This window comes from Clostridioides sp. ES-S-0048-02, assembly GCF_020658495.1.
Lineage (GTDB): Bacteria > Bacillota > Clostridia > Peptostreptococcales > Peptostreptococcaceae > Clostridioides.
The window spans coordinates 1-21,768 of the sequence record NZ_JACVWH010000024.1 but is presented as its reverse complement, the minus strand read 5'-3'; the positions used below and the strand labels follow the sequence as shown (position 1 = coordinate 21,768).

Genomic DNA, 21,768 nt, shown 5'->3' with positions numbered 1-21,768 from the left:
GTATACAATAAATTGAACACTACAAAATTTCTATATTATCATTATATCATAAATTAACATTAATTCACTCTATTCATTTAGAATATTTTACCTATTAACTTTTTTCTTTTCTCTAATACTATTTTTATTCTAAAGTAGCATTTATTTCTCCCATTACTTTGTCATTTACTTTATCTTTTACAATTATTTTTACAGCATTTGAGTCTGATGTTATAGCAAACGCTGTTGTTCCCTTTGATTTAGTACCTGCTGTTGTTTCTTGTTGCATTCTAGTTGAATCGTCTACTGGATAAGTTTGTAGCACATTTCCATCACCATCTGCCACTTGATATTCAATTCCCTCAGTTACAAATACAGCTTCTTTACAATCTACATTTTCATAGTTAAAATCAACAAAAACTACTTTTTTAGCTTCAATTTCAGCGAACTCATTACGTTCATCTGTGCTTCTCACACCTTCAAATGTTAGCTTGTAAGTTCCTTCATCATAGTCTTTCATTTCTATAGTATCTCCAAATTTATACTCTTTTTTTTCATCTTTCTTTTGCTCTGTCTTTGCATCTTTTTTAGATGAATCATCTGGCGAACTTGGAGAGCTACACCCAACTACAGAAATCCCAATTACTAATGATAGAACTAATGATAATATTTTTTTGTTTATTTTCATAATATAATCCCCCTGTGAAATCATTTTCTCACTATAAATTTTACACTAAATCACAAGGCTAGTCTATTATAATAGAATAAATTAATACTATTTTCTATCTTTTTCTTTCTTTTTTAATGCCATATCAACAAAAGTAGTTCTTTTTCTTATATTTTCTTTAGAAGTATTACTATTCTCTTCAAATTTAAGCTTTTTATCATTTTTTATAGCTTCTACTAAAAACATACAAGCTTCATCGAAACAAAAAGAAGTATATTCATCTTTAATTCTTAATATCTCACTAGGCATCTTGTTGTACATTATCACTTGATTTAGAATCCTCAATATCTGTGGACTCTTGATGAAAGTTTTCTAGTGACTTTGTACCTCCTTGAATACGATTAAACAATGTTAATCTTTGTTCAATAGAAAGTTCCAATCCTATTTTTTTAATCTGAGAATATGTAGGGTTAACTAGCACTTCTTTAGCCACTATATCCATCATTTCAAACATTTCTTTTGAGAAATTAGACTCATCATTCATCTTCTTTAGTACTTTTTCACCTGTACTATCTTTACTTTCCTTCTCTTCAACTAAACTCATTGATGCTGTCATTAGACTGTTTGGTATCTTACCAGCCATTGCAAGAGCCATTAAGTCAGGTTGCTTTACTTCTGCAACTAACATAGTTCCATCTAAAAATCTTCCAACTTCTATTACCTCAGTCAATTTTATTTTCTTTAATTCTTCTAAACTTGTTACTTTAAGTTCATTCATATTTATGTCCCCTTTCTAAAAAAGCTCTAGTTAGTTACTAGAGCTTTAATCTATTTATATACTTACACTAACTTCTTCAACCTTATATGTTTCTCCATTTGTTAATCCTATTATCTCTGTTCCTGTTAATGCTGCTTTATCAGACTCAGTACTTGTTAATGTTCCATCCGCTAAAGTATATTTTTTATCACTATTAACTGTAACCTTATATATTTTACCCGCTGTTAATCCTGTTATCTTTTTATCTCCTGCTGTTGCTCCTGATACAGATGCACTGTCTAAAAATACTTTTGTAGCTTCATAACCATTAGGCAACTCTTCTACTATTTCAACCTCATAAGGAGATTGCCCTGTATTAGGTCTACTATTTATAACATATTCATTTGAATAATATTCTCCATCTTTAAAGTTAAGTGGAACAGATTTTCCTTTACAATTTGGGAAAGTAGTCTTAGCAAATTGTCCAGTATCTCCTCCTGGTCCAACAACAGAACTATATATTATTGTTTTAAAAGATTTCTTAGAAAAGGTCTTTCCTACTTCAGGAGCTAAGTATCTCTTAAAGCTACCATCTTCCTCTTTTTCTATTGTTCCACCCTGCATTATTTGAAGTATTTCTGGACAAAATACATTGTCTTTTAATGTTAAATCATATCCTAAGCTTGTATCTTCTGCTGCTCTATTTGCTATTATTTTTTTCTTTATTTTTAATGTTAATTCTTCACCTTCAGAAATTATTTCCTCTGTCCCTATCTCATCAGATGTATCAAATGTATATGTAACTGGATTTTGTTCAACTGTTTCAATTTGAACTAATACAACATCTGTAAGTGGGTATTGATTTAATATTTGTACTGCCATATTTATTACCTCCTAATTTGTTTGTTTTCATAATAACTTAATCTTGTAAAATAAGCTTGTTTCTCATCATCTATAAGAATAGGTAAAGCTTCATAAGCTTGTTTTATTCCTACTATTTCATCCATTACATTTTCAATATTTGTCTTGTATTCACTTACTTTAGAATACTGTCCAATTGGATAAAATACATATATCTCAAATAAATCTTTTATTATATTTTTTTCTGTTGTTTGTAGTGAACCTTTTTCAAATATAACTAAAAAAGGCTCTATGCATAATCCTTGATGTTGCCCAATTGAATACACATTAAAACCTTTATTTTTTAAATGTTTATATATTTTTTTAAACATGTTTCACCTACTTTAAAATCACATCAAGACCCCTTATAATACTTGGTCCACATTTCTCTATAGTTGGCATTATAATTGGATACGGTCTACTTCCTGGATGATTAACTTTTTTAACAGGATGTGATGCTCCATCCCAAAATAAGTAACTTCCTGGTCTTGCTTCTATAACATGTGGTCTTGTACCTTTTTCTAAGTATAATCCATAGTCAACTCCATGACTAAGTGCTATCCTTATAGTATCTCCTTGCCATTCCCAACTACCATGTAGCCTGTTTTTAGCCTCATGAGTATGGTCTTTCCATGGTCTATCATTTTTAGCATTACTTTCTAGTAACTGAGATGAAGTATCTGCATAAGCCCCTAGTGCAGCTTTGGTTTTCATTTCTCTACTTACTAAGGCATTAAGTAGTTTGTTAGCATCAAATTTAAATCCATTTCTCATACTATCTCACCTTTCCTAACTTTAAATCAAAATAAATATTCATTCTATTTTGATTTCCAAGGTCCTGTATAACAAACTTATTATTATCCAAATACATAAAATCACCTTGTTTTATTTTTATTGTATCTTCATCATAAACAACCATTAAATATTGCTCTTTATCTTTTATAACAACACCTTTATCCTTTGTTATTTGACTTATGGAGCTACTTCCTTCATGATATAAGCCTATTACATTGCAAACTATATTTTCTTCATCTGAAGGCTCTCCAAACTCATTTACTCCAACTCTTTTTACTATACCTTCTGTTGGCATCTTATTTATAGCCTTAATTATCTTTGGTTTTACTTTCTGAGCTATCATAGACATCTACTTCCATTTGTCTTATATTTTTTTGCTAAAGTTAACCAGTATAGTTTATTTTCTGGCATGCTTAATCCTCCAGGTAAAGTGATACTATCATTTTCAGCCTTTAATATACATAACTCATACATAGTACTTTTAAAATCTTGATTGTTTTTATTATAGTAATAAGTAATTTCATCATCAGAAAAAAAAGGTGATTGTTCTTCTCTAAGTTCTATTTTTATATTTTTTAAAACTTCTAAATCCATACTATCACCTACTAAATCTACATTTTATAATTTATGCTTAAATTCAACTATTCTTATTTGTTTAGGTTCATAAACTCTTGTCCAGTTTTCACCTTTTCCTAACTCTAATCTTGAAGGTCCTTCTGTTTTAGCTACACTTGCATTAGTGAATTTTATACCTCTTGGATGTAGTATATATGTTTTTCTATTAATTAAATAATCTACTCCAGAACCTTTTTTCTTATCTCTATCTATCTCAGTAGCTACAAATCCTACTGGATTACCATTTCCTAAAGCTATTGCTCCACTACCAAATAGATAAGAAGTATAAACACCTTCTTTTGTTACAGGACAACCATCATCAACTATAACTAATTTATCTTGATAAACGTCAAAGTCTGGACCTGCATCTGGTCTAATAGTTTCTATTAAATTTTGCTTTTTAAGTGCTGATTTTGTAGCTGAATGCATTGCTATAGCCTTTAATTGTTCTTGTGCATCACCCAATAACTGTTGTGCATCTATAAAAGCTGCTGGTGACCATTTTGCTGCATTTCCTGTTGCTGCTGATATATCTAATTTATTTGTTGTCATATTTGCAGATAAGAATATACCATTTAAAACTGCTATAAGTTCTTTTTGCATATCTCTAGCCCAGAAACTTCCAACTAAACTTGCTATTGCTGCCATTGGGTCTTTTCCTGCCATAGCTGCTGATAAATCAGTAGCTGCCCACATTTTCGCTCTTCTTAATATAGCTGCTGCATCTTGACTTGAAGTAATTTTATTTGGTGTTAAATCAGCATCTTCTATTATTTGTTCTGATTCTCCACTTAAATCTTCAAAGAAAGGCATATTTACAACTGGTGCAGCTTGAGAAGCTAAAGCATTCAAACTTGCATCATTTGTAATTATTCCACTTTGATATAGAGCTGATAACTCCATGCTCTTGTTTATTACATATGGGTTAAATAATTCTGGTACTATTACATCACTTAATTTTGTTACTGCCATTTAAATCACTCTCTTTCTTATAAATTTATTCCTGCTTGAGCTGCAAATTCTTTAGCTTTATCAGGGTTTTCTTTTAATAATTTTCCTTGTTCTGTTAAATTGAATGTTTCTTTTATAAAAGGATTATTGACTACATTTGATTTTCTTGGGAAATTACCTGGTGAACCAGTATTACTTGGAGTAGAACTTTCAAACCATTCTTTATATGTTTCTGATATGTTTTTAAATTGTTCATCTAATCCTATAATTTCTCCAGTATCTTTTACTTCCAGCTTTTCAGTGTCAAATTCTTTACATAAGAGCTTTCTATATTTTTCATTTACTCCAGATAGTTTAGAATTTATAGCATAGTCTATAGTCATATTCTTTATTTTAGCTTTACTTGTACTATCAAGTTCATTATATTTATTTTCCCATTCTTTCACTTTTGCTTCTATATCTTCACTGTTTTTACTATTTTTCTTCAAATCTGATATAGTATCATTTGCACCTTTTATTTGCTCTTCTAAGGCTATTTTTTGTTCTTTTAACTTATTGTATCTTTCATCTATGTTTTCTTCCTTAGAAGTGTAAATTTTATCTTTTTTCATACCCTCAATTATGTTTTTTATGTCTGTATCTTGGTATCCTAATTTTTTTAATAATTCTTCCATTATTACCTCCTACACTACGCTTTTATACGAGTTTTGCTTCTCTAGTATAGTTTGCTATTTATTTCTTTTACGCCTACATATAGCTAAAAAAGGCAATAAAAAAACACCTACTAATCTTTAATTTAAGTAAGTGTCTTTAATATATTGCTATATAATCTTCTTCTGGATAAACATTTTCTTCAGCATATTTTAATAATCTATATTTTGTTCTCCCTCTAAATGTTAAAGACTTTCCATTTTGAGCTTTTCTTTCAAATATAACTTCCTTCGTTTTTTTATTTAATACTATTATACCTGATTTTTCCTTAATTCCATCATTCACATATTCATATTTAACAAAGTTTTCATCATTAAATATTCTAAATAATTCTACCAAAGTAATCCCTCCTTATCTAAGCTCTCATCATAATCATATTTTCTAACAACTATATTATGAGCTTCTTTATAATTGTATCCATATCTATCCATAATAAACTTTTCCAGTCTTTCATGTTTTAAAAGAATTAAATCACTTTCCTTTATGTTTTTGCCATCTATCAATCTTTGCCATGATAAAGCCATATCGTAACTTGGGTCAAATCTTTTATATCCATTATCTAAGTTATACTTATTCATAAAAACATGATTTTTTATATTTTCTATTACCTTTTCACTATAACCTGTATTTTTTGCTATAGTAGATATATCAGAAGTTCTTTTTCTTATCTCCTCATAATACAACTCAGCATGCTTTTCTTTTCTAAAATAAACTCCATCTTCATCAAGTAGTTTTCTGCTTATAGCTCCACTTGACCTAGAACTAGAATTATTCTTCTTATTACTATTATACTTTTTATTATCTATTCCTGCAAACTCTAATCCATATTCATCAAACCATTCATCAAGTTTAGAGTTTTCTTCTCCATCTATCCATCTTCTTAACTCTTTACCTATGTCCTCCATATTCATTGGAATATCATATTCAAATGTACACTTTCCTAGAGGATGTTCTAATGGTAATTCTTCTGGAATATATGTTTTTCCATTTCTATCTGCACAAACCTTACACATTCTAGGATGATGTGATGATATCCACTTAATCCCTTTAACAAATGGATTCTTATTACAGCTTTCTTTAGCTGTCTTTTGATATGCATGAGTTATATATGTAGATGCTAATCTATATGCATTAAAATCTATCTTTTTATTACTTTTAGGATATATCTTTAACCAATCATAATCTTTCTTAGCCTTTGGATTAACATATTTTTCTAAATCTTTTGCTATGTCATAACTACCTCTTTTTTCTGCTAATCCTCTACTTACAATGTAATCTAAATCCTTCTTAGTTTTATCTATATTACTCCAAATTCTATCACTTAATTTAAGTTTATCTTTGTACATACTACCAGATATAACTTGCCTTAATACATCTTCATGAATTTTACTAAACATTTCAGTAAATTGTGGCTTTAAATTAACTGAATAGTTATCACATATGTTATTAAAAAAGCTTAATTGTTCATCTGTAGTAGTTTTTATTACTTTTGATATTTCACTTTCAATATCTTTTTTTAGCTTTTTTCCTAACCTATCATACTCTTTATTTAAATAAATTATACTTTCTCTTAAATATTGTTCAGTTAATGTGTTAGAATTCACTTTATTTAATTTTTTTACATATTTATTAGCTATATCTTTATATAATTGTCTTATCTTCTTAGTAGTTTTGTTTGAAGATATATCTCTGACTCTTTCAGCATTCTTCATAGACTTATTGAACTTATTCGCCATTAGTCATCAACTACTTCTTTTGGTTCTTTTTCAGCAGTTTCTTCCTCTGATTCTTCTATATCTGTAGCTTCTGATTCTTCTTCCAGATTGAAGCTTTCTTCTAATATTTGTCTTTCTATTGACATTTGTTGTAGTTCTTCATCTGCTATATCATCATTAGTATCAGCCCACTTCTTAATGAAAGTTTTCCTAGACATTGCTTGAGCATTTACTTGTTGAATATCAAGTAATTTCTCAGAATCCTCATCCTCTTGTAATGGATACTGATTTTCAACTACCACTTCATAGGAATCTGCATCTAATTTAGGTATTTGAGCTATATTATATACTTCTATCATCTCTATCATAGCTCGTATTAACCATTCAAGAGCTGGACTCCATGATTTCATTTTTTCTTCACACCTAGTTATTAGTTGCCAATACAAAGCCTTCATTGATTTGCCTGATGTCATCATACCTTTAAGGTCTTGATTATTTATAAGTGGTATATTTAGTACTTCATGCATATCTGATTTAATTCTATTAAGTGAATTTTCTATTCTGTTATCATATCCAAAGTCAGTAGGAATTGTATTAATTTGTGCCTGTTTTTGGTCAGCAGTTTGAGATGTTTCTACATCCCAATAAGCACCTGGCTTTATTTTAAAATGTTTACTTGACTCTTCTTCAACATCAACACCATATATAATACGATTCATTCCTTTTTTAAGAGTATCTATATCTTCAGAAGCTAGCTTATTATAAGCCATCTGATTATCAAATATCTCTTCTATGTCACTCTCACCTTTTAAATCACCAAGTAAACCATCATTAAGAATTACATAACAAGGTATTCCACTAAGTTTTAAATCTGTATCACTTACTATTTCTTCTATACATAATCCATAACCATTATATATACCTTCACTTAATATACATTTCCCATTAACCATTTCATATTTTTGTTTCCAAATTCTCTGTTTATCTTTTTCCACTTCTTGATTTGTTTGATGGAAAAATACGATTTTCTTAAGTTCATCAAATTGGTTATCAAAAGGCTCATATATAAACTCTAAACTGGGTACAAACATTATCTTTAAACTCTTGCTTTCTTTATCTGCATGTAGTTTTATAGCTATCCTTTTACCAATAAAACAATCTCTAGCTGCCTTAATCAATTTATCTGAAAATAAATTTTTCTTTAGAATTTTGTTAATACACTTGTTTATTTCTTCTGCTTTTTCTTTGTCTAAGTCATTTTCTGGGCTAATTGTAAATATTGGTGTCTTTCCAAATAAAAACCTTGCCTCTTCTTTAATTAGCTTCTTAATGTAATTTGTTCTTTTTCTTGTTTGTTTATAATCTTGTTCCTCTTCTATCCAATGTTGTCCTGTACCTTCATACTTATCATACAGCCTTATAATTTCACCCATTTCTCGTATTACTTCTTGACCATATAAGCCTGTAAGTTCCATCTGAATTATATCTATCAAATCTAACATATTACACCCCCTATCTACTGTTATATTGCCTTTCTCTTCCATGTGTTTTCATATCTAACTCTAGTGCATACCTTGTTGCATCAATTGAATGATTGTCTTTATCTTCTAATTTAGCTCTTACATTTCCATCTTTATCTGTTTGATAATCTATATTTTCAAATTCTCTAGCTATATTTGGAGTTCTGTTTGGGTCTATTACTATTGCTTGCAAATCATCTAACCAGTTCTCTCCAAATTCGATTGAACCAGGTCCTTTTTTAGCCTTTAATGCTCTTATTCCATACTCTCTAAGTTCTGCAATACTTCTTGGTTCTGCACTATCACAAACAACATTAAAATCGTCATACCCTTTTGATTTAATCTTAGAAGCTAATTCTCTTATAGACATTTTCACTCCAAATATTTCATCTATAAAATATATAATTCTTTTCTTTTTATCATAATGAAGCCTTACAAATGCCATAGGGTCTGTTGCATATCCAAAGTCATTACCTTGCCTTATGTTATCAAAATGTAGTATTTCTTCATTTGTTATTGTTTTAAACTCTAAATTAGAAAAAGGGACTACTCCAGAACCAATTGGCTCTCCTAAGTACTCCCATCTATATTTAAACTCATTTCTTATTTTAATTTCATTAGCTTCTTCAATGAAAGCCTTTGATATATGATGATTATCTAAATAAATACTATGATGAACATACGTATTTTTAGGTAATGTATGTGTTTCAAATTTCTTATTAACCCATGATTGCTTTCTTTTTGGAGGATTGTATGATAAAAATATTTTATAATTCAATTTATTAGGTAATTCTCCACGTAGCACTGAATTAATTACCATAGATAACTCATCTTCTGTTTTTATTTCTGCTACCTCTTCAAACCATGCAAAAGCAATTGGATATTTAGCTGACTTTATAGATTTTATCTTTTGTGGGTCATCAAGACCTCTAAATATAAATTTATTTCCTCTTGGAATAAAAATAATTTCCATTGGAGATTTTTTAAACTGAAATAAATGTGTTAAACCAAATATCTCTATAGTTTCTTTTAATTGCTCATAAACACTATCCATGATTGTGTTACCAACCTTTCTAAAGCAAACAGTATTTACAGGATATTTAACCATAGCTAAAGTTAGCCAAAAGGCTATATGAGTTGACTTTGCTGAAGCTCTTCCACCTTTTAATACATGATATAAATATTTATTGCTATTACTTACTTTCCAAAATTCATAGAAATTTTTATTTATTATTTCAGATAATTTTTTATTCATCATTTAAGTTACCTACATCATCAATTATGGTTACTCCAACATTTCCATCTAGGTCAACTTTTTCAGTCCATAAAGCATATCTTTTCCCTAATAATTCAGCTGCTTTATTTCTGTCTTTTATACTTACATCTTTTTTTATTATTTCAGGACCATTTTCAGATACTATTACAACCTCTTCTTTTTCCTGATTTCTTAATATTTTTGTTAGATACTCCATAACTTCTTTTGCATCTGCTATCCTCTTTGATTCAATTTGCTTTAATCTTTCATCAATGTAATTTTTAACCTTATCATTGCTCAGCAGTCTACTTCCATTGCTTTCTGATGCTCTTTGATTGTTATTTTTGTATGCTTTTTTATATGCTTCTGTAGCATTACCAGTTTCAATATAATAGTCACAAAACCTTTTTTGTTTTTCAGTCAAATTTGCCATACCACCACCTCTTTATTTGCTTTATAAATAAAAAAATAAGACTTTAAAATTAATCTAAAGTCTTATTTTTAGGGGATACATATTATATTTAAGGGAGCAAGTTTTAGGAATCGAACCTAAGATTACACACCAGTACTTGCAAATTGAGTGAGGTTACCAAGCCCCACCCTTTTAGACATTTGAATTAAATTCGGATTTAATCCAACATATCTACATATAGTGTATTAATAAGTTTGAACATAGTAAGAATTGAACTTACAGCATCCTCATGCCCTGCCTAGTCTGTTCATATAAGCTAGGTGAATCCCTTAACCTAGCCCACATATGTATTTAGTTTTGAGAGAGAAATATTCATTTCCACAATACTATTATCTCATATTTTAAATTGTAAAATCGGCAGAAAAACGGCAATAAAAAGACCTAGAATTTAATCTAGGTCTTTCATTATACTATCTAATTTTCCATATTCTCTTTCCATTGCTTCAATAGTTACTACCCAATCACGACCAAATTTTTTACAATCGATATTTTCAACTAATTTTCCTGTTGCAACTGCTTTTCTAAGTGTAGAGTCTTTCAAACTCCATAATTTTGTTGCTTCTGCAAAGCTATAAATGCCCTCAAATCGATTCATAAAATCCCCCTTAATCATTACTATAAAATTGAGTTAATAACATAATATAACAGGATTAATGCTCCAATCAATTTAATAGTATCATACAGTAATTTCAATAATTCAAATGTTAACTCTCTGTACTTATTCATTGTATTTTCAGTGACTATGTTTTATAATTTAGTTAAGAGGGAAGGTGCAACTTCCACTCTTAACGTTTTACTAATGTAGGCTATCTATTACCATTTTGATGACTGCTAATAGTGTGCCAACTTCGAGTACGAGTTCAGTTAATTCTTTTATGAGTTTTCTGAACTCTTTTATTTTCTTAGCCACTTTCTTTTCACCTCCTTTCTATACTTTAATTATATCACGTATGCGTGATATTGTCAATAATTTCCATACATCTTTTTTACAAAAAAATAGACAGTTATTAACTGCCTATAAATCTAACATCTTAAACAAAGGTTCTTGTTCTATTAGTGCCTTTTTACCAAATAAGGCTATTGATATTGAACTAATAGCTTGATTAGCTCTTTCCCTTAATTGTCTTTCTTCTAAGTATACTTTATCAACTATTAAACTCCATTCTAAGCCTTCAATATATCTATACCTTATAATTTGTTTATGTATAGGTTTTAAATTGCTTATGGATGCATCTATTGTATATTTTAGTGCTTCCATTTCATATAGTTCTATCTGTTTTTCTATTATCTTTTCTTCAAGAATAATTAACTCATTTTCAACTTGATTACTTATTGAATTAGTCTTACTTATAGGAATGCTGTCATAGCTTAAACCTTGCATAAAATCACCTAAATGGCACTCTTTAAGATTTTTTATTTGAAGTTTTAGACTTTCAATATTAATATGTAATTGTTTGTAGTTCTCAAGGTGCTTTTTTGTTGCCATAAAAAACTCCTTTTTAACTTTACTTGCCATAACATCACCCCTATTTACTTAAGCTACCTTTTTCTTATTTTCTTTTCTCTTTTTCTTAAGTTCACTATATTCTATCCAACCATCTACTCCATATTTTTTACTCTTAGCAATCCATATCAATTTTTTATCTTGATATTTGTAATCAAAAAGCTTTTTTCTAAGTTCACCTTGCTGTGTGCTGTATCCTTTCACATCTATATAAACAACTTCACCATCCCATTTGTATATGGCAAAATCAACTGTATATGTAATAGCTCTATAGTTCTTTCCATCCTTCTTAAATTTAGGCTGTAATTCAAACTTTTGTTGTAGTCCAAAATCTTTAATTTCTCCATTTTCTTTCTTTTCTTTTAAATATAGATAATATTCTGATTCATCTTTGCTATCAAATTTAATTCCATCTATTATAATTTTCTTATTATTGTATTTACTCAATTAAATAATTCCTTTATCTCTTAAAAATTACTAATACTTATTAATATCATTTATAAAGTTATAAACCTCATGTACACTATATCCAAACCTTTTAAATCCTTTTACATATATTCTTATTGAACTTGGTATACTTCTACCTACCCTACAATTTTCGTATCCTTGCCATAAGTTTTCTTTTTCCTCTTGCTTTACCATTTGAGAAACTGCTTTTTGAAACTTATTCATTGCTATTCCTCCATAGTTTTACTAATTTAAAATTAATTTTGATGCTCTCTATTGCTTTTATTAGACTTTCTCTCGCATTTTTTACAACAGTAAATTCTTTTAGACTCTTTTGGAATGTAAAATAACTTACCACACCAATTGCAAATTATTCTTTTATTCATAGAATCACTTCTTTCTTATTTTTCATTATACTTATTATCACAATTTTCGCACTCTTTTAGATTCAATCTATACTCATAAACCCTACCAGCTATAAAACTTCCTATTACTAATATCACACTAGCTAAGATATTCACTTTTAATCATCTCCTCATATTCTTCTCTAGCCTTATCTATAGCAATAAATATATCCTCTCCATTATCATATAACTCTTTTGCTCTCTTAATTGTGTACTCTGTCCTTGAAACTTCCATTATTCCTCCTCAATGTATTCAACTTTCCAGCCACTTCTAGTTTTACTTTTCTTTTTAATAGCTTGATAAACTGCTTGATATTTTAATCTTAAAAAACAGGCTGCACCATCTATAGACTCAAATTCTTTTACCTCACCTGTATTAACATTTCTAATTCTTACTGGCAATTCTTTTTTTATTTTTCTGTCCTTCTTAACTCCAAATTCAGCCAGTATCTTTTCTGGCTTAGGATACACTCTTTTTCCATTTTTTATAACTCCTAACAAACAACAATATAATGCTAAGTAGTTTCTACATGTAAGGTCATCTTCAATAAGGTTGTCCACTACTGAGCCACTAAAATACCTTTCTACTTTAAACATTTATTTCACCTCATATTTAACTTTTCAGATTAAAATGGTAACTCATCATCTATAATTTCAAATCCTTGAGGGTCTAGTCCTATTGTTTCATCTTGTACACTCTCTTTATATGAATTACTTGATTTACTCTTACTTTCTAATGATTGTACTGATTTTGTACTTACTTTTGTAAATGTTCTCTTTTCTCCTGATTGAGTTTGATAATTGTCAACTCTTATATTTCCTTCTAATGCTACTAGCTTCCCTTTTGTTATGTAATTTGCACAGTATTCAGCTGATTTACCTATTACCTCTATTGGTATAAAGTCAGTATTCCTTTTTCCATCTTTATTTATATAATTTCTGTCTACTGCTATTGTAAATGATGCTACTGCTGTACCTGTTCCTGGTATGTATTTTAGTTCTGGGTCTCTAGTTAATCTCCCAACTAATACAACTTGATTCATTTTAATACCTCCACTATTATTATTTAAATTTAGCCTTTTGGCTTTTCTTTATAATTTCATCTAGTTCTTTGTTACTATATTGAGTAAATGTTTGTTCAAAATTAGCAAACTTATTTTTATTTGTTTGATTGCTAGATTTTCTTGATTTTTTATTTTCATGTTGTAATTTATATAATTCTAATTGCTCATATGTAGTTATGTTTGCATCTTTCCACTTTTTAAGAATGCCTTTTAAATATGATAAGTTCATACTCATTCTTTCAGCACATATCTCTATGGCTCTTTTAAATACTTTTATATCTACTTCATTAGATACTTCTAATAACCATTCTGCTGTGACTGGATATACTACTCCTATATTTTCTTCATAGAGCTTCTTAAATTCTTTTAAATAGTTATCCACAGGTTGCTCTATATACATACTACTTTTAATACTGTTATTTATAATACTGTTACTTATAGTGTCCGACTTTTCCATGTCCGGTTGAGCCATGTCCGGTAAATTCGGACATGGTTCCATGTCTGCTTTTTTCGGACATGGTTTTTTTTTATTTTCTTTCTTGCATCTAATGGATATATGACCTTCTATATAACTTCTATCAAACACTATTTCATATATATTATTTTGCATCCTTCCCTCTCTAGTTTTATTTTTATATACTTTTATATAGCCACTCGTCTTTAGTTCATTTAGATATTTACTAAAAGTATCTTTATTTATACCAAGTTCATGAGTCATAATATCCCTTGATGGATAACATGTCCCACTTGCTCCTGCAAAACTGGATAGATAGAAATATAATGCTCTTGCTCCTGTTGTTAACCATGAATCTCTAGCTACTAATTGTGGGGAAAGACCATATCCATCACTTAGTATATTTCCTTTTTCTATAGTTGCTTTGTCTCTGTCCCTCAAGAAACTCACCTACTTAATTATTCCTTTTTCCTTTTGTAATTTCTCATATCCAACACATATCTGGTCATATTCCTGTTTACTTAAGTCCTTAACTTCTTTATTAAACTTATAATATATTTCACTTTTTACTCTGTCTGAATCCTTCCCTATTGTATTTGCTATTGAAAACAACCTTTTTATCTGATTTTGACTTATCTTAATTTGACCATTTTCATTTGCTTTACCAGAGGAGTTTATTAAGTCATTTCTTTTATAATCTTCTTTTCCACTAGTAGCATCAAAAGTATCATTTTCTGTAATGTTTAATAACTGAATGTACAAATACCTTGTCTGATATGTTTCAATTCCTCCTAATGCTTGTAACTCATTAGAGCCTTTTAATTGCAATTCTCTCATTGGAGAAGTAAATACTATCTCTTCTGTTGGTTTTTCTCCATTAATCAATGTTAATGTTGCATAGTCATTTGTAAAGGTCACTATAGGGCATAATTTGGCTTTTTCTAATAATTCTGTAGCTTGAGGGAGAAAGTCTGCCAACTCAAAGTATTTAAAGTTAGCAAACTTGTTTTGACCACTCTTTTTTATATCTAATTTATTAAACTTAATTCTTACATCCATCAATTTTATGTAAATGTTATTCACTTCCATCAGCTTCCTCCTCCATTTCTCTAATATTTCTTTCTAAAACTGACATAAAACCGTCTATATAATCACCACAATCCCCTTGTAATTTGTATTCATCTAAATGCTTTTTAAATTGTTTCAAAGTCCATCCTTTTCTATGTTTATCTATGCAAGATTCTAATGCTGATATTTGTCCAAATTTTACATCATAGTCTACTTCATCCACTGACATGAATTTTAATAAAAATAATCTATCTTCTAAATCTTTAATTATTTCATTTCTTGTTTTCATTTATTCCCCCTTGTGCTATAATTAGCTTATATTTTATATTATTTTTTATTGAGCCTGTGCAAAGGCTCTTTTCTTTATATCTGAACATCTATCGCTCTATCTCTTTCAAGTTCTTCTTGATACATCATAACCTCTCTAAACTCAACAGAAGCTTCTAATTTAATATCAAATTCTAGTCCTTCTAAGATATTTTGACTAGCAAACTTTACAGCCTCCCACCAGTTCAAACTACTAGTTTCAAACTCTTCTAGCTCCTTTAATTTTTTTATTTCCTTTTCTGCTTGTCTAATTTGACCTATTGCGATTAATCTAGCTGTTTCCATATAACTTGCCCCCTTTTAGTTTAGAAATTTAATTTCATAATCACTACATTCTATATCTTCTATTGTTAGAGCTTGATACTCCATACTGCCTCTTTCTTTGTCATAGTATGCTAAATTTAGTTCATGTGTAGAAGCATGTACAATTAGACAATTCCCTTCAAAATTAAGTCTTTTAGAGCTTATTTTTACTACATTTCCTACCTTAAACTTATCTAAATCAAATCTTATTATTAATCCTTCCATGTAACTTACCCCCTTAAAGTAATTTTTTAGATTATTTCTTTTTCTGCTTCTTTTAAAAGTTCATCCAAATTTCTACCTTGATTTCTCTCAATAAAATCATCGACCTCATACCTTGAAATTTTTCTACCATCACCTCTAGCTAGCGATTTTATCAAGCCTGTGCTCACTAACCTACGCATAAAAACTGTATCTAATTTTAAAATTCCCCTTGCTTCTTCTACTGTTATCAAGTAATTTGGATAACCTCTTTTTATCAAGACAACTATATCTTTAGGCTCCAGTACTTTTACCTTTTGTTCAACAGTTTGACTCTTAACTCTATCTGTCTCTTGTTTATTTATCTCTATTTCTATTAAACTTTTTAAACTATCACTAAATTGCTTTGTTATACTTTCAGAAATATCCATGTTAAAATTCTCTCCCCTCTTTTCAATTATTTATCTTCCAACTAATTCGTCTAATGTAATATCTAAAAAATCAGCTAATTTTATTAGAGTATCTATAGTTGGATTAGAATTTTTATTCTTCAACAATTTATATAGACCACTTGCATCTATATTTAATTCCTTTGCTAATTTATAAGGTTTTATATCTCTTTTTCTTAGGATTTGGCTTATATTGTCGCCTATCAACATTGGATTCACCTCAGTTCTACATGGTATAATATAAATATGGAATATATTCCAAATATCATGGAAAGGATACAAAATAATGAGTAAAAATGGATTTAAAGATTTAGAAAAATCTCTAAAAAACTTAGAAAAAAATATTAAAGAATCAACTGGACAAGTTCCTATTGATAAAATATGTAACTCTAAATTCATGACCAAATATACAAACTTTACTTCTTTTGATGAATTATTGAAATTTGGAAATTACAATGTTAATTCTTCAAAAGATTTTGAAGCTATTCCAAAAGATGAGTTTGATATTTACATTTCCAAAAACACTAAGTTTTCTACATGGGATAAAATGCTTAGTACTGCTACAGAAGAATATTTAAAATCTAATCTAAAGTTTTAAATATGATTTAAACTCAGATGGTATTGTACTAATCTCTTTGTTTAATTCATCTACTAAGGATTTAATTTTATTTATTTTAATACTTAAACTATCTTCATTTTTAGGTACAATCATCACAGTTAAATTTGATAGCTCCTTAGGTACTACCTTTGGAGTTTTTTTATTTTTCATTTCTACCTAATCACTCCTTTTTGAATATTCTGTATTTATTTTTCAAAGTACTAACCTAACATTGAAGTTTGATAACTATACTCTTTTTCTATATCAGGTAATATGTTATTTACTTTCAATAAATCATATAAAAACAATCTTCCCTTTTGAGTCCATTTAGTTGTCATTTTTACATCAGTCATTCCATCACTTCTAGTTATATCTATTGTTTCTGAATGAGTGTATCCCTTGCCTTGATACTGTTTATATAGAAGCCATTGCCCACTTTGTTTGTATTGAATTCCTCTTTCATGAAGTATTTTATTCATTTCTTTTCCACTCATTCCATAGTCTTTTGCTATTTGAGTTATAGTGACAAGACCTTTGTTTTTAAGTATCATATCTGTGTAATCTGCCTTTGGTTTTAGTTCTTTTATTACTTGGTCTTTCATTTTACCTTCTAGTTGTAATTTCTCATTTACTTCTACTTGCTCTATAAGATGTTGTAACGCTTCTTTATATGTAGTTGGTAATTTAGGTTGTGAATCTATCATATTATATGCTCCAGTACTACGTATACTTGGTAATATCTCATTAGTTACCCAACGTTTAAATAATTTTGCACTTGGCAACTTGGAACTTAATATTAAAGAATAAAGACCACTTTCATTAATTACTTTCATATTTTGATTTCCACCAGGAGTCGGTACTTCACCTACTCCTTTATCTTCATCATCAACATGTCTTTTCAAAGCATCAGATGTATCTTTATATCCTAATTGTTCTGCGATATCCTTTCCAACAAACCAAAACTCTCCATTTAGTTTGATTACTCTTATTTCTCCAAAAGTCTTATTTTTAAATATTTGTAAATTATTCATACTTTCTATCCTCCTTATAGATGTTTCTGTGAACAAAAAATTCTAGTTTATGTTAACTTTTTTTCTAAAAAAAGTTCATCCATTGTTTTATTTAAAATATAGCTAATCATTATCATTTCCTTTTCTGTAAAATTTCTTTTTCCATTTTCTTTTAAATTATATGTGGATTTTGCTATTCCTATTTTATATGCTAATTCTTCTTGAGTATATCCAGCTTCTATTCGACCAGCTTTTAAACTTCTTTTCTTCATATTCTTCACCTTCCAATGTTTTATTTTTGTGAACTTCATACTTTCATTATATTCACATAAACAAAACTTGTCAATATGTAAGTTTATTTTTTTGTTAACTTTTTTGTTTTTTTTTAAACATAAGTTTACGTTTCTGTAAACTTATAGTATTATCTAATTATTGGGAGGTGTTGTTTGTGGCAACTTTTGGAGAACGTTTCAAACAATTACGAGAAGAAAAAAAATTTACTCAAGATGAACTAGTTTCAAAATTTAATAAAATTTACTTTACAAGTTTTAATAAATCAACAATATCACAATATGAAAATAATAAAAGAAAACCAGAAATAAACGTTTTAGAAAATTGGGCAGATTTTTTTGATGTATCAATTGATTATCTTTTGGGTAGAACTCTTGTTAGAAATCATATAGATACTGTAGCTGCACATAAAGCTAATCCTCATAAAGATTTACCAGAAGAAGCACAAGAACAACTCAATGATTATATTGAATTTTTAATGAATAAATATAAAAAGTAAGGATTGAATCTATGTTAATATTAAAAAAATTAAGAACTGAAAAAGGGATTTCTTTAGATAAATTAAGTACAGACTTAAATATAAATAAATCTACTCTATCTAGGATTGAAAATGGGTTAAGAGAACCAAAAGAATCATTTATTAAAGATTGCTCAGACTATTTTGGAGTATCTACAGATTACTTAATTGGAAAAATTAACATAGATGATTCAAATCAATTAACAAAGTACTTGAATTCAACTTTTCCAATAAGGTTAAAAAAATTAAGAAAGAAAAAAGAATTAACTCAAACAGAATTATCAAAATCACTTAATTGTTCACTAAGCAAAATTGCTATGTTAGAGACTGACAAAAGAGAACCTGTTAAAGAGGATTTGTTAAAACTTTCAGACTTTTTTAATGTGTCAGTTGATTATCTACTTGGCAAAACCTCAATTGAAAATTACACAACTACTGATGAAATATCCAAAATAATTAATGCTTATAAAAGTTTACCTAAAGAAGCTCAAGAACACATTAATAGTTACATAGAATTTTTAGTTGATAGATATAAAAAATAAATATTTAGAGCAGTTCACACCTGCTCTTTATATATAAAAAAGTAATACATACATTCTTTTTATAGGGGGATTTCCATGAAAAAACTAGACGCACTTTTAGACTTAGCAAAAAATGAAGAAATAGAAATTTACTACACTGACAAAATAGCAGATGACATAAAAGGATTGTATATAAACAAGCAAGGGTTAAAAATTATATCATTGCTTAATTCATTAAAACAAAATAATACTAAGCTAATAGAGATACTAGCAGAAGAATTAGGACATCATTTTACCAGTGTTGGAAATTATGTATCTTCAAAAAACAACTACAAAAATAAAATCTTGATAGACAAAACTGAAAACAAAGCACTAAAATGGGCAGGTGAATTTCTTATAACAGAAGAAGAAATAATACATGTTATTAATTCACACGCTACAAGTGTATACGAAATAGCTGAAGAATTACAAGTTAGTATCAACTTCTTACTAAAAAGATTAGAATTTCTATCAAAAAAGAAAAGCATGTTAGACTTAGGAAGTAACAGATTTTTAGTATTAACTAATTTGCCAAATTTCTACATATATGAGGATATTTTTTAAACTTATTTATTCTACTTTTATAGATTTTTTACTTAATAAATATATATTTCAATATTATTATAATAAACTACACATAAAAGCTAAAAAATTGTAAGAATATTAAGAAAATAATTAAGTAAAAACCAGATAAACAAAATTAAGATAATATTGTACATAACAAAAGGATATAAAAGAGCAGTCAATCTGCTCTTTTATATAAATACAAAACAAACATACATTCTAAAAAAGGGGGTACTATTATGAAAGGTGGAGTAAGAAAAAGAAGTAACAAATGGTATTACTACTTTGACCTAGGTATAGTAGAAGGAAAAAGAAAAAAAGTAGAAAGAGTTGGAGGCAATACTAAAAAAGAAGCAGAAAAAGCCTTAAGAGAAGCACTAAATGAGTATGAAAACTCTGGCATAGTATTTGAAGAAAGCAACATCAGCTTATCAGACTATCTCGACTTTTGGTTCAAAGAATATGTTTTACTTAACTGTAAATACAACACTCAAGAAAGCTACCGAATAAACATAGAAAAACATATAAAACCAAAGCTAGGAGTTTATAAAGTAAAAGCTCTAACACCAGCAATACTACAAAACTTCATAAACAAAAAGTACAAAGAAGACTATTCTCAAAGTACATTACAAGTATTAAAAGCTATATTACATAGGTCATTAAAATCAGCAGTCTACCCTTACAAGCACATACGAGAAAATCCTATGCAATATGTAAGCATACCAAAAACTAAAATTAAAACAGAAACTAAAAAAGTTAAAACTATTACACTAGAAGAATTTAATCAAACATTAAATATATTTCCTCAAGATTCATTTCAGCGTATAGTCTTACTAATTGGATTTTATACTGGTATGCGAAGAGGTGAAATTATTGCATTAACATGGGATGATATAGACCTTGATAATAAAACTATCACAGTAAAACATACTCTGATTAAAAAGAAGAATGGAATGTTTGAATTAAGCCAACCAAAAACAGAAAGCTCTTGTAGAACTATATTTACAGGTGATACCTTAGTAAGAGCATTAAAAGAACATAAACTATATCAAAAGAAAATGAAATTAAAATATGGTGAATTTTACTTTGATAGTGATTGGGTATGTACTAAAGAAAATGGTCAACAAGTAACTATTCACACTATGGATACTATAGTAAGACAAATTAGAGAAGCCTTAAACAATGACTTCCATTTCCATTGTCTAAGACATACACATGCTACCTTACTATTAGAAAATGGTGCTAACATTAAAGACATACAAAATCGTCTAGGTCATAGTCAATTATCAACTACGATGGATACCTATTCACATGTAACTGATAAGATGAAAAATGAAACTGTAGATATATTTGAAAGAATTACAAATTAGAGTTTGCCACCCAAAAATATACTACGGTGGCAAATGGGTGGCAAACTCTCATTTATCTATTTTAAAAGCTAAAGTCATTAACTTTATACAATCGCTTATATCATTGTAATTTCAACACTTTCAGTTTTATAGCAACTCTAATTCATATAATATATTAATTATAAATCTAACTAATAAAACTTAATTATACCTTAATTGGATATATTTATCTATTTTATTTGTTTATTGTTGTTATTTTTTCACAAGTGTTGGTATTTCAATAATTTATTGATGTCAGTTTTGTTGTTTATGTTTTATTAT

The 21,768-nt window shown here is 28.4% G+C and carries 37 protein-coding genes; 5 read left to right on the top strand and 32 right to left on the bottom strand.

Features of this window, described 5'->3' with window-relative positions:
- Positions 1 to 124 precede the first annotated feature (124 nt).
- The 29 genes from IC173_RS18455 to IC173_RS18320 form a co-directional block, all read right to left on the bottom strand.
- Positions 125 to 667 (bottom strand): hypothetical protein, encoded by a 543-nt coding sequence (locus IC173_RS18455; protein WP_227856054.1) that lies wholly within the window; start codon positions 665 to 667, stop codon positions 125 to 127.
- Positions 668 to 754: 87 nt separating this feature from the next.
- On the bottom strand, positions 755 to 967 hold the full coding sequence (locus tag IC173_RS18450) for a hypothetical protein (protein WP_227856053.1): 213 nt from the start codon (positions 965 to 967) through the stop codon (positions 755 to 757).
- Entirely contained in the window at positions 948 to 1,424 is a 477-nt protein-coding gene (locus tag IC173_RS18445; protein WP_227856052.1) for a hypothetical protein, read from the bottom strand. The genes IC173_RS18450 and IC173_RS18445 overlap by 20 nt, the downstream gene beginning before the upstream one ends.
- A gap of 54 nt (positions 1,425 to 1,478) precedes the next feature.
- Positions 1,479 to 2,285: a hypothetical protein gene (locus IC173_RS18440; protein ID WP_227856051.1), complete on the bottom strand. Its 807-nt coding sequence runs from the start codon at positions 2,283 to 2,285 to the stop codon at positions 1,479 to 1,481.
- A 5-nt stretch (positions 2,286 to 2,290) separates the two neighbouring features.
- On the bottom strand, positions 2,291 to 2,635 hold the full coding sequence (locus IC173_RS18435; protein ID WP_021408083.1) for a hypothetical protein: 345 nt from the start codon (positions 2,633 to 2,635) through the stop codon (positions 2,291 to 2,293).
- A 7-nt stretch (positions 2,636 to 2,642) separates the two neighbouring features.
- On the bottom strand, positions 2,643 to 3,077 hold the full coding sequence (locus tag IC173_RS18430) for a hypothetical protein (protein ID WP_227482469.1): 435 nt from the start codon (positions 3,075 to 3,077) through the stop codon (positions 2,643 to 2,645).
- A 1-nt stretch (position 3,078) separates the two neighbouring features.
- Positions 3,079 to 3,441 (bottom strand): hypothetical protein, encoded by a 363-nt coding sequence (locus IC173_RS18425; protein WP_227482468.1) that lies wholly within the window; start codon positions 3,439 to 3,441, stop codon positions 3,079 to 3,081.
- A complete protein-coding gene (locus IC173_RS18420) occupies positions 3,438 to 3,692 on the bottom strand; it encodes a hypothetical protein (RefSeq protein WP_021426496.1) in 255 nt (84 codons plus the stop codon). Before IC173_RS18420 ends, IC173_RS18425 begins: the two co-directional genes overlap by 4 nt.
- Positions 3,693 to 3,716: 24 nt before the next feature.
- Positions 3,717 to 4,685 carry a major capsid protein gene (locus IC173_RS18415; protein WP_227482467.1) on the bottom strand — a complete coding sequence of 323 codons (969 nt, stop codon included), beginning with the start codon at positions 4,683 to 4,685 and terminating at the stop codon, positions 3,717 to 3,719.
- Between the two features lie 17 nt (positions 4,686 to 4,702).
- On the bottom strand, positions 4,703 to 5,338 hold the full coding sequence (locus IC173_RS18410) for a phage scaffolding protein (RefSeq protein ID WP_227856050.1): 636 nt from the start codon (positions 5,336 to 5,338) through the stop codon (positions 4,703 to 4,705).
- A gap of 136 nt (positions 5,339 to 5,474) precedes the next feature.
- A complete protein-coding gene (locus IC173_RS18405; RefSeq protein WP_227482465.1) occupies positions 5,475 to 5,714 on the bottom strand; it encodes a hypothetical protein in 240 nt (79 codons plus the stop codon).
- Positions 5,708 to 7,111, bottom strand: coding sequence for a hypothetical protein (locus IC173_RS18400; protein WP_227856049.1), 1,404 nt, complete (start codon positions 7,109 to 7,111; stop codon positions 5,708 to 5,710). The genes IC173_RS18405 and IC173_RS18400 overlap by 7 nt, the downstream gene beginning before the upstream one ends.
- Positions 7,111 to 8,592 carry a phage portal protein gene (locus tag IC173_RS18395; protein WP_227856048.1) on the bottom strand — a complete coding sequence of 494 codons (1,482 nt, stop codon included), beginning with the start codon at positions 8,590 to 8,592 and terminating at the stop codon, positions 7,111 to 7,113. The genes IC173_RS18400 and IC173_RS18395 overlap by 1 nt, the downstream gene beginning before the upstream one ends.
- A gap of 10 nt (positions 8,593 to 8,602) precedes the next feature.
- The gene (locus tag IC173_RS18390) at positions 8,603 to 9,868 is read right to left on the bottom strand and encodes a PBSX family phage terminase large subunit (RefSeq protein ID WP_227856047.1); all 1,266 of its coding nucleotides are present in this window, start codon (positions 9,866 to 9,868) and stop codon (positions 8,603 to 8,605) included.
- Entirely contained in the window at positions 9,858 to 10,298 is a 441-nt protein-coding gene (locus tag IC173_RS18385; protein ID WP_021426502.1) for a terminase small subunit, read from the bottom strand. Before IC173_RS18385 ends, IC173_RS18390 begins: the two co-directional genes overlap by 11 nt.
- A 427-nt stretch (positions 10,299 to 10,725) precedes the next feature.
- Entirely contained in the window at positions 10,726 to 10,932 is a 207-nt protein-coding gene (locus IC173_RS18380) for a helix-turn-helix domain-containing protein (RefSeq protein ID WP_227482460.1), read from the bottom strand.
- A gap of 420 nt (positions 10,933 to 11,352) precedes the next feature.
- Positions 11,353 to 11,853, bottom strand: coding sequence for a hypothetical protein (locus IC173_RS18375; protein ID WP_021426505.1), 501 nt, complete (start codon positions 11,851 to 11,853; stop codon positions 11,353 to 11,355).
- An 18-nt stretch (positions 11,854 to 11,871) separates the two neighbouring features.
- Entirely contained in the window at positions 11,872 to 12,288 is a 417-nt protein-coding gene (locus tag IC173_RS18370) for a DUF1064 domain-containing protein (RefSeq protein WP_021426506.1), read from the bottom strand.
- Positions 12,289 to 12,318: 30 nt separating this feature from the next.
- Positions 12,319 to 12,513 carry a hypothetical protein gene (locus IC173_RS18365; protein ID WP_021426507.1) on the bottom strand — a complete coding sequence of 65 codons (195 nt, stop codon included), beginning with the start codon at positions 12,511 to 12,513 and terminating at the stop codon, positions 12,319 to 12,321.
- 279 nt (positions 12,514 to 12,792) lie between these two features.
- Positions 12,793 to 12,927: a hypothetical protein gene (locus tag IC173_RS20815; RefSeq protein ID WP_021362347.1), complete on the bottom strand. Its 135-nt coding sequence runs from the start codon at positions 12,925 to 12,927 to the stop codon at positions 12,793 to 12,795.
- Positions 12,927 to 13,289 carry a hypothetical protein gene (locus IC173_RS18360; protein WP_021426509.1) on the bottom strand — a complete coding sequence of 121 codons (363 nt, stop codon included), beginning with the start codon at positions 13,287 to 13,289 and terminating at the stop codon, positions 12,927 to 12,929. The genes IC173_RS20815 and IC173_RS18360 overlap by 1 nt, the downstream gene beginning before the upstream one ends.
- Before the next feature lie 29 nt (positions 13,290 to 13,318).
- Positions 13,319 to 13,735 carry a single-stranded DNA-binding protein gene (locus IC173_RS18355; RefSeq protein WP_227856046.1) on the bottom strand — a complete coding sequence of 139 codons (417 nt, stop codon included), beginning with the start codon at positions 13,733 to 13,735 and terminating at the stop codon, positions 13,319 to 13,321.
- A 19-nt stretch (positions 13,736 to 13,754) separates the two neighbouring features.
- Positions 13,755 to 14,660, bottom strand: a complete 906-nt coding sequence (locus IC173_RS18350) for a DnaD domain protein (RefSeq protein ID WP_227437490.1) — start codon at positions 14,658 to 14,660, stop codon at positions 13,755 to 13,757.
- On the bottom strand, positions 14,661 to 15,299 hold the full coding sequence (locus IC173_RS18345) for an ERF family protein (protein WP_227856045.1): 639 nt from the start codon (positions 15,297 to 15,299) through the stop codon (positions 14,661 to 14,663).
- Complete coding sequence (locus IC173_RS18340; protein WP_227856044.1) at positions 15,286 to 15,567, bottom strand: hypothetical protein; 282 nt, start codon at positions 15,565 to 15,567, stop codon at positions 15,286 to 15,288. The genes IC173_RS18345 and IC173_RS18340 overlap by 14 nt, the downstream gene beginning before the upstream one ends.
- A gap of 74 nt (positions 15,568 to 15,641) precedes the next feature.
- Complete coding sequence (locus IC173_RS18335) at positions 15,642 to 15,890, bottom strand: hypothetical protein (protein WP_227437494.1); 249 nt, start codon at positions 15,888 to 15,890, stop codon at positions 15,642 to 15,644.
- Between the two features lie 15 nt (positions 15,891 to 15,905).
- Positions 15,906 to 16,133 carry a hypothetical protein gene (locus IC173_RS18330; protein ID WP_227437496.1) on the bottom strand — a complete coding sequence of 76 codons (228 nt, stop codon included), beginning with the start codon at positions 16,131 to 16,133 and terminating at the stop codon, positions 15,906 to 15,908.
- A 26-nt stretch (positions 16,134 to 16,159) separates the two neighbouring features.
- Positions 16,160 to 16,540, bottom strand: a complete 381-nt coding sequence (locus tag IC173_RS18325; protein ID WP_227482456.1) for a helix-turn-helix domain-containing protein — start codon at positions 16,538 to 16,540, stop codon at positions 16,160 to 16,162.
- A 30-nt stretch (positions 16,541 to 16,570) separates the two neighbouring features.
- Positions 16,571 to 16,768, bottom strand: coding sequence for a helix-turn-helix domain-containing protein (locus tag IC173_RS18320; RefSeq protein ID WP_227482455.1), 198 nt, complete (start codon positions 16,766 to 16,768; stop codon positions 16,571 to 16,573).
- A 76-nt stretch (positions 16,769 to 16,844) separates the two neighbouring features.
- Between IC173_RS18320 and IC173_RS18315 the strand changes: the two genes are divergently transcribed.
- A complete protein-coding gene (locus IC173_RS18315; RefSeq protein WP_021372451.1) occupies positions 16,845 to 17,156 on the top strand; it encodes a hypothetical protein in 312 nt (103 codons plus the stop codon).
- On the opposite strand, the gene IC173_RS18310 is transcribed toward IC173_RS18315, so the two are convergent.
- The 3 genes from IC173_RS18310 to IC173_RS18300 are packed head-to-tail and all read right to left on the bottom strand — an operon-like array spanning position 17,145 to position 18,438.
- The gene (locus tag IC173_RS18310; RefSeq protein ID WP_227482454.1) at positions 17,145 to 17,327 is read right to left on the bottom strand and encodes a hypothetical protein; all 183 of its coding nucleotides are present in this window, start codon (positions 17,325 to 17,327) and stop codon (positions 17,145 to 17,147) included. The two genes, IC173_RS18315 and IC173_RS18310, sit on opposite strands and share 12 nt — an antisense overlap.
- Before the next feature lie 50 nt (positions 17,328 to 17,377).
- Positions 17,378 to 18,187 carry a phage antirepressor gene (locus IC173_RS18305; protein WP_227482453.1) on the bottom strand — a complete coding sequence of 270 codons (810 nt, stop codon included), beginning with the start codon at positions 18,185 to 18,187 and terminating at the stop codon, positions 17,378 to 17,380.
- Between the two features lie 47 nt (positions 18,188 to 18,234).
- Positions 18,235 to 18,438 (bottom strand): helix-turn-helix domain-containing protein, encoded by a 204-nt coding sequence (locus tag IC173_RS18300; protein ID WP_227482452.1) that lies wholly within the window; start codon positions 18,436 to 18,438, stop codon positions 18,235 to 18,237.
- A 176-nt stretch (positions 18,439 to 18,614) separates the two neighbouring features.
- On the opposite strand from IC173_RS18300, the gene IC173_RS18295 reads away from it, so the two are divergent.
- From IC173_RS18295 to IC173_RS18280, 4 genes are all read left to right on the top strand, one after another.
- Positions 18,615 to 18,956: an XRE family transcriptional regulator gene (locus IC173_RS18295; RefSeq protein WP_227482451.1), complete on the top strand. Its 342-nt coding sequence runs from the start codon at positions 18,615 to 18,617 to the stop codon at positions 18,954 to 18,956.
- Positions 18,957 to 18,967: 11 nt separating this feature from the next.
- Positions 18,968 to 19,516 (top strand): helix-turn-helix transcriptional regulator, encoded by a 549-nt coding sequence (locus IC173_RS18290; RefSeq protein WP_227482450.1) that lies wholly within the window; start codon positions 18,968 to 18,970, stop codon positions 19,514 to 19,516.
- A gap of 75 nt (positions 19,517 to 19,591) precedes the next feature.
- Entirely contained in the window at positions 19,592 to 20,098 is a 507-nt protein-coding gene (locus IC173_RS18285; RefSeq protein WP_227856043.1) for an ImmA/IrrE family metallo-endopeptidase, read from the top strand.
- Between the two features lie 239 nt (positions 20,099 to 20,337).
- The gene (locus tag IC173_RS18280; RefSeq protein ID WP_227856042.1) at positions 20,338 to 21,468 is read left to right on the top strand and encodes a site-specific integrase; all 1,131 of its coding nucleotides are present in this window, start codon (positions 20,338 to 20,340) and stop codon (positions 21,466 to 21,468) included.
- Positions 21,469 to 21,768: the final 300 nt, after the last annotated feature.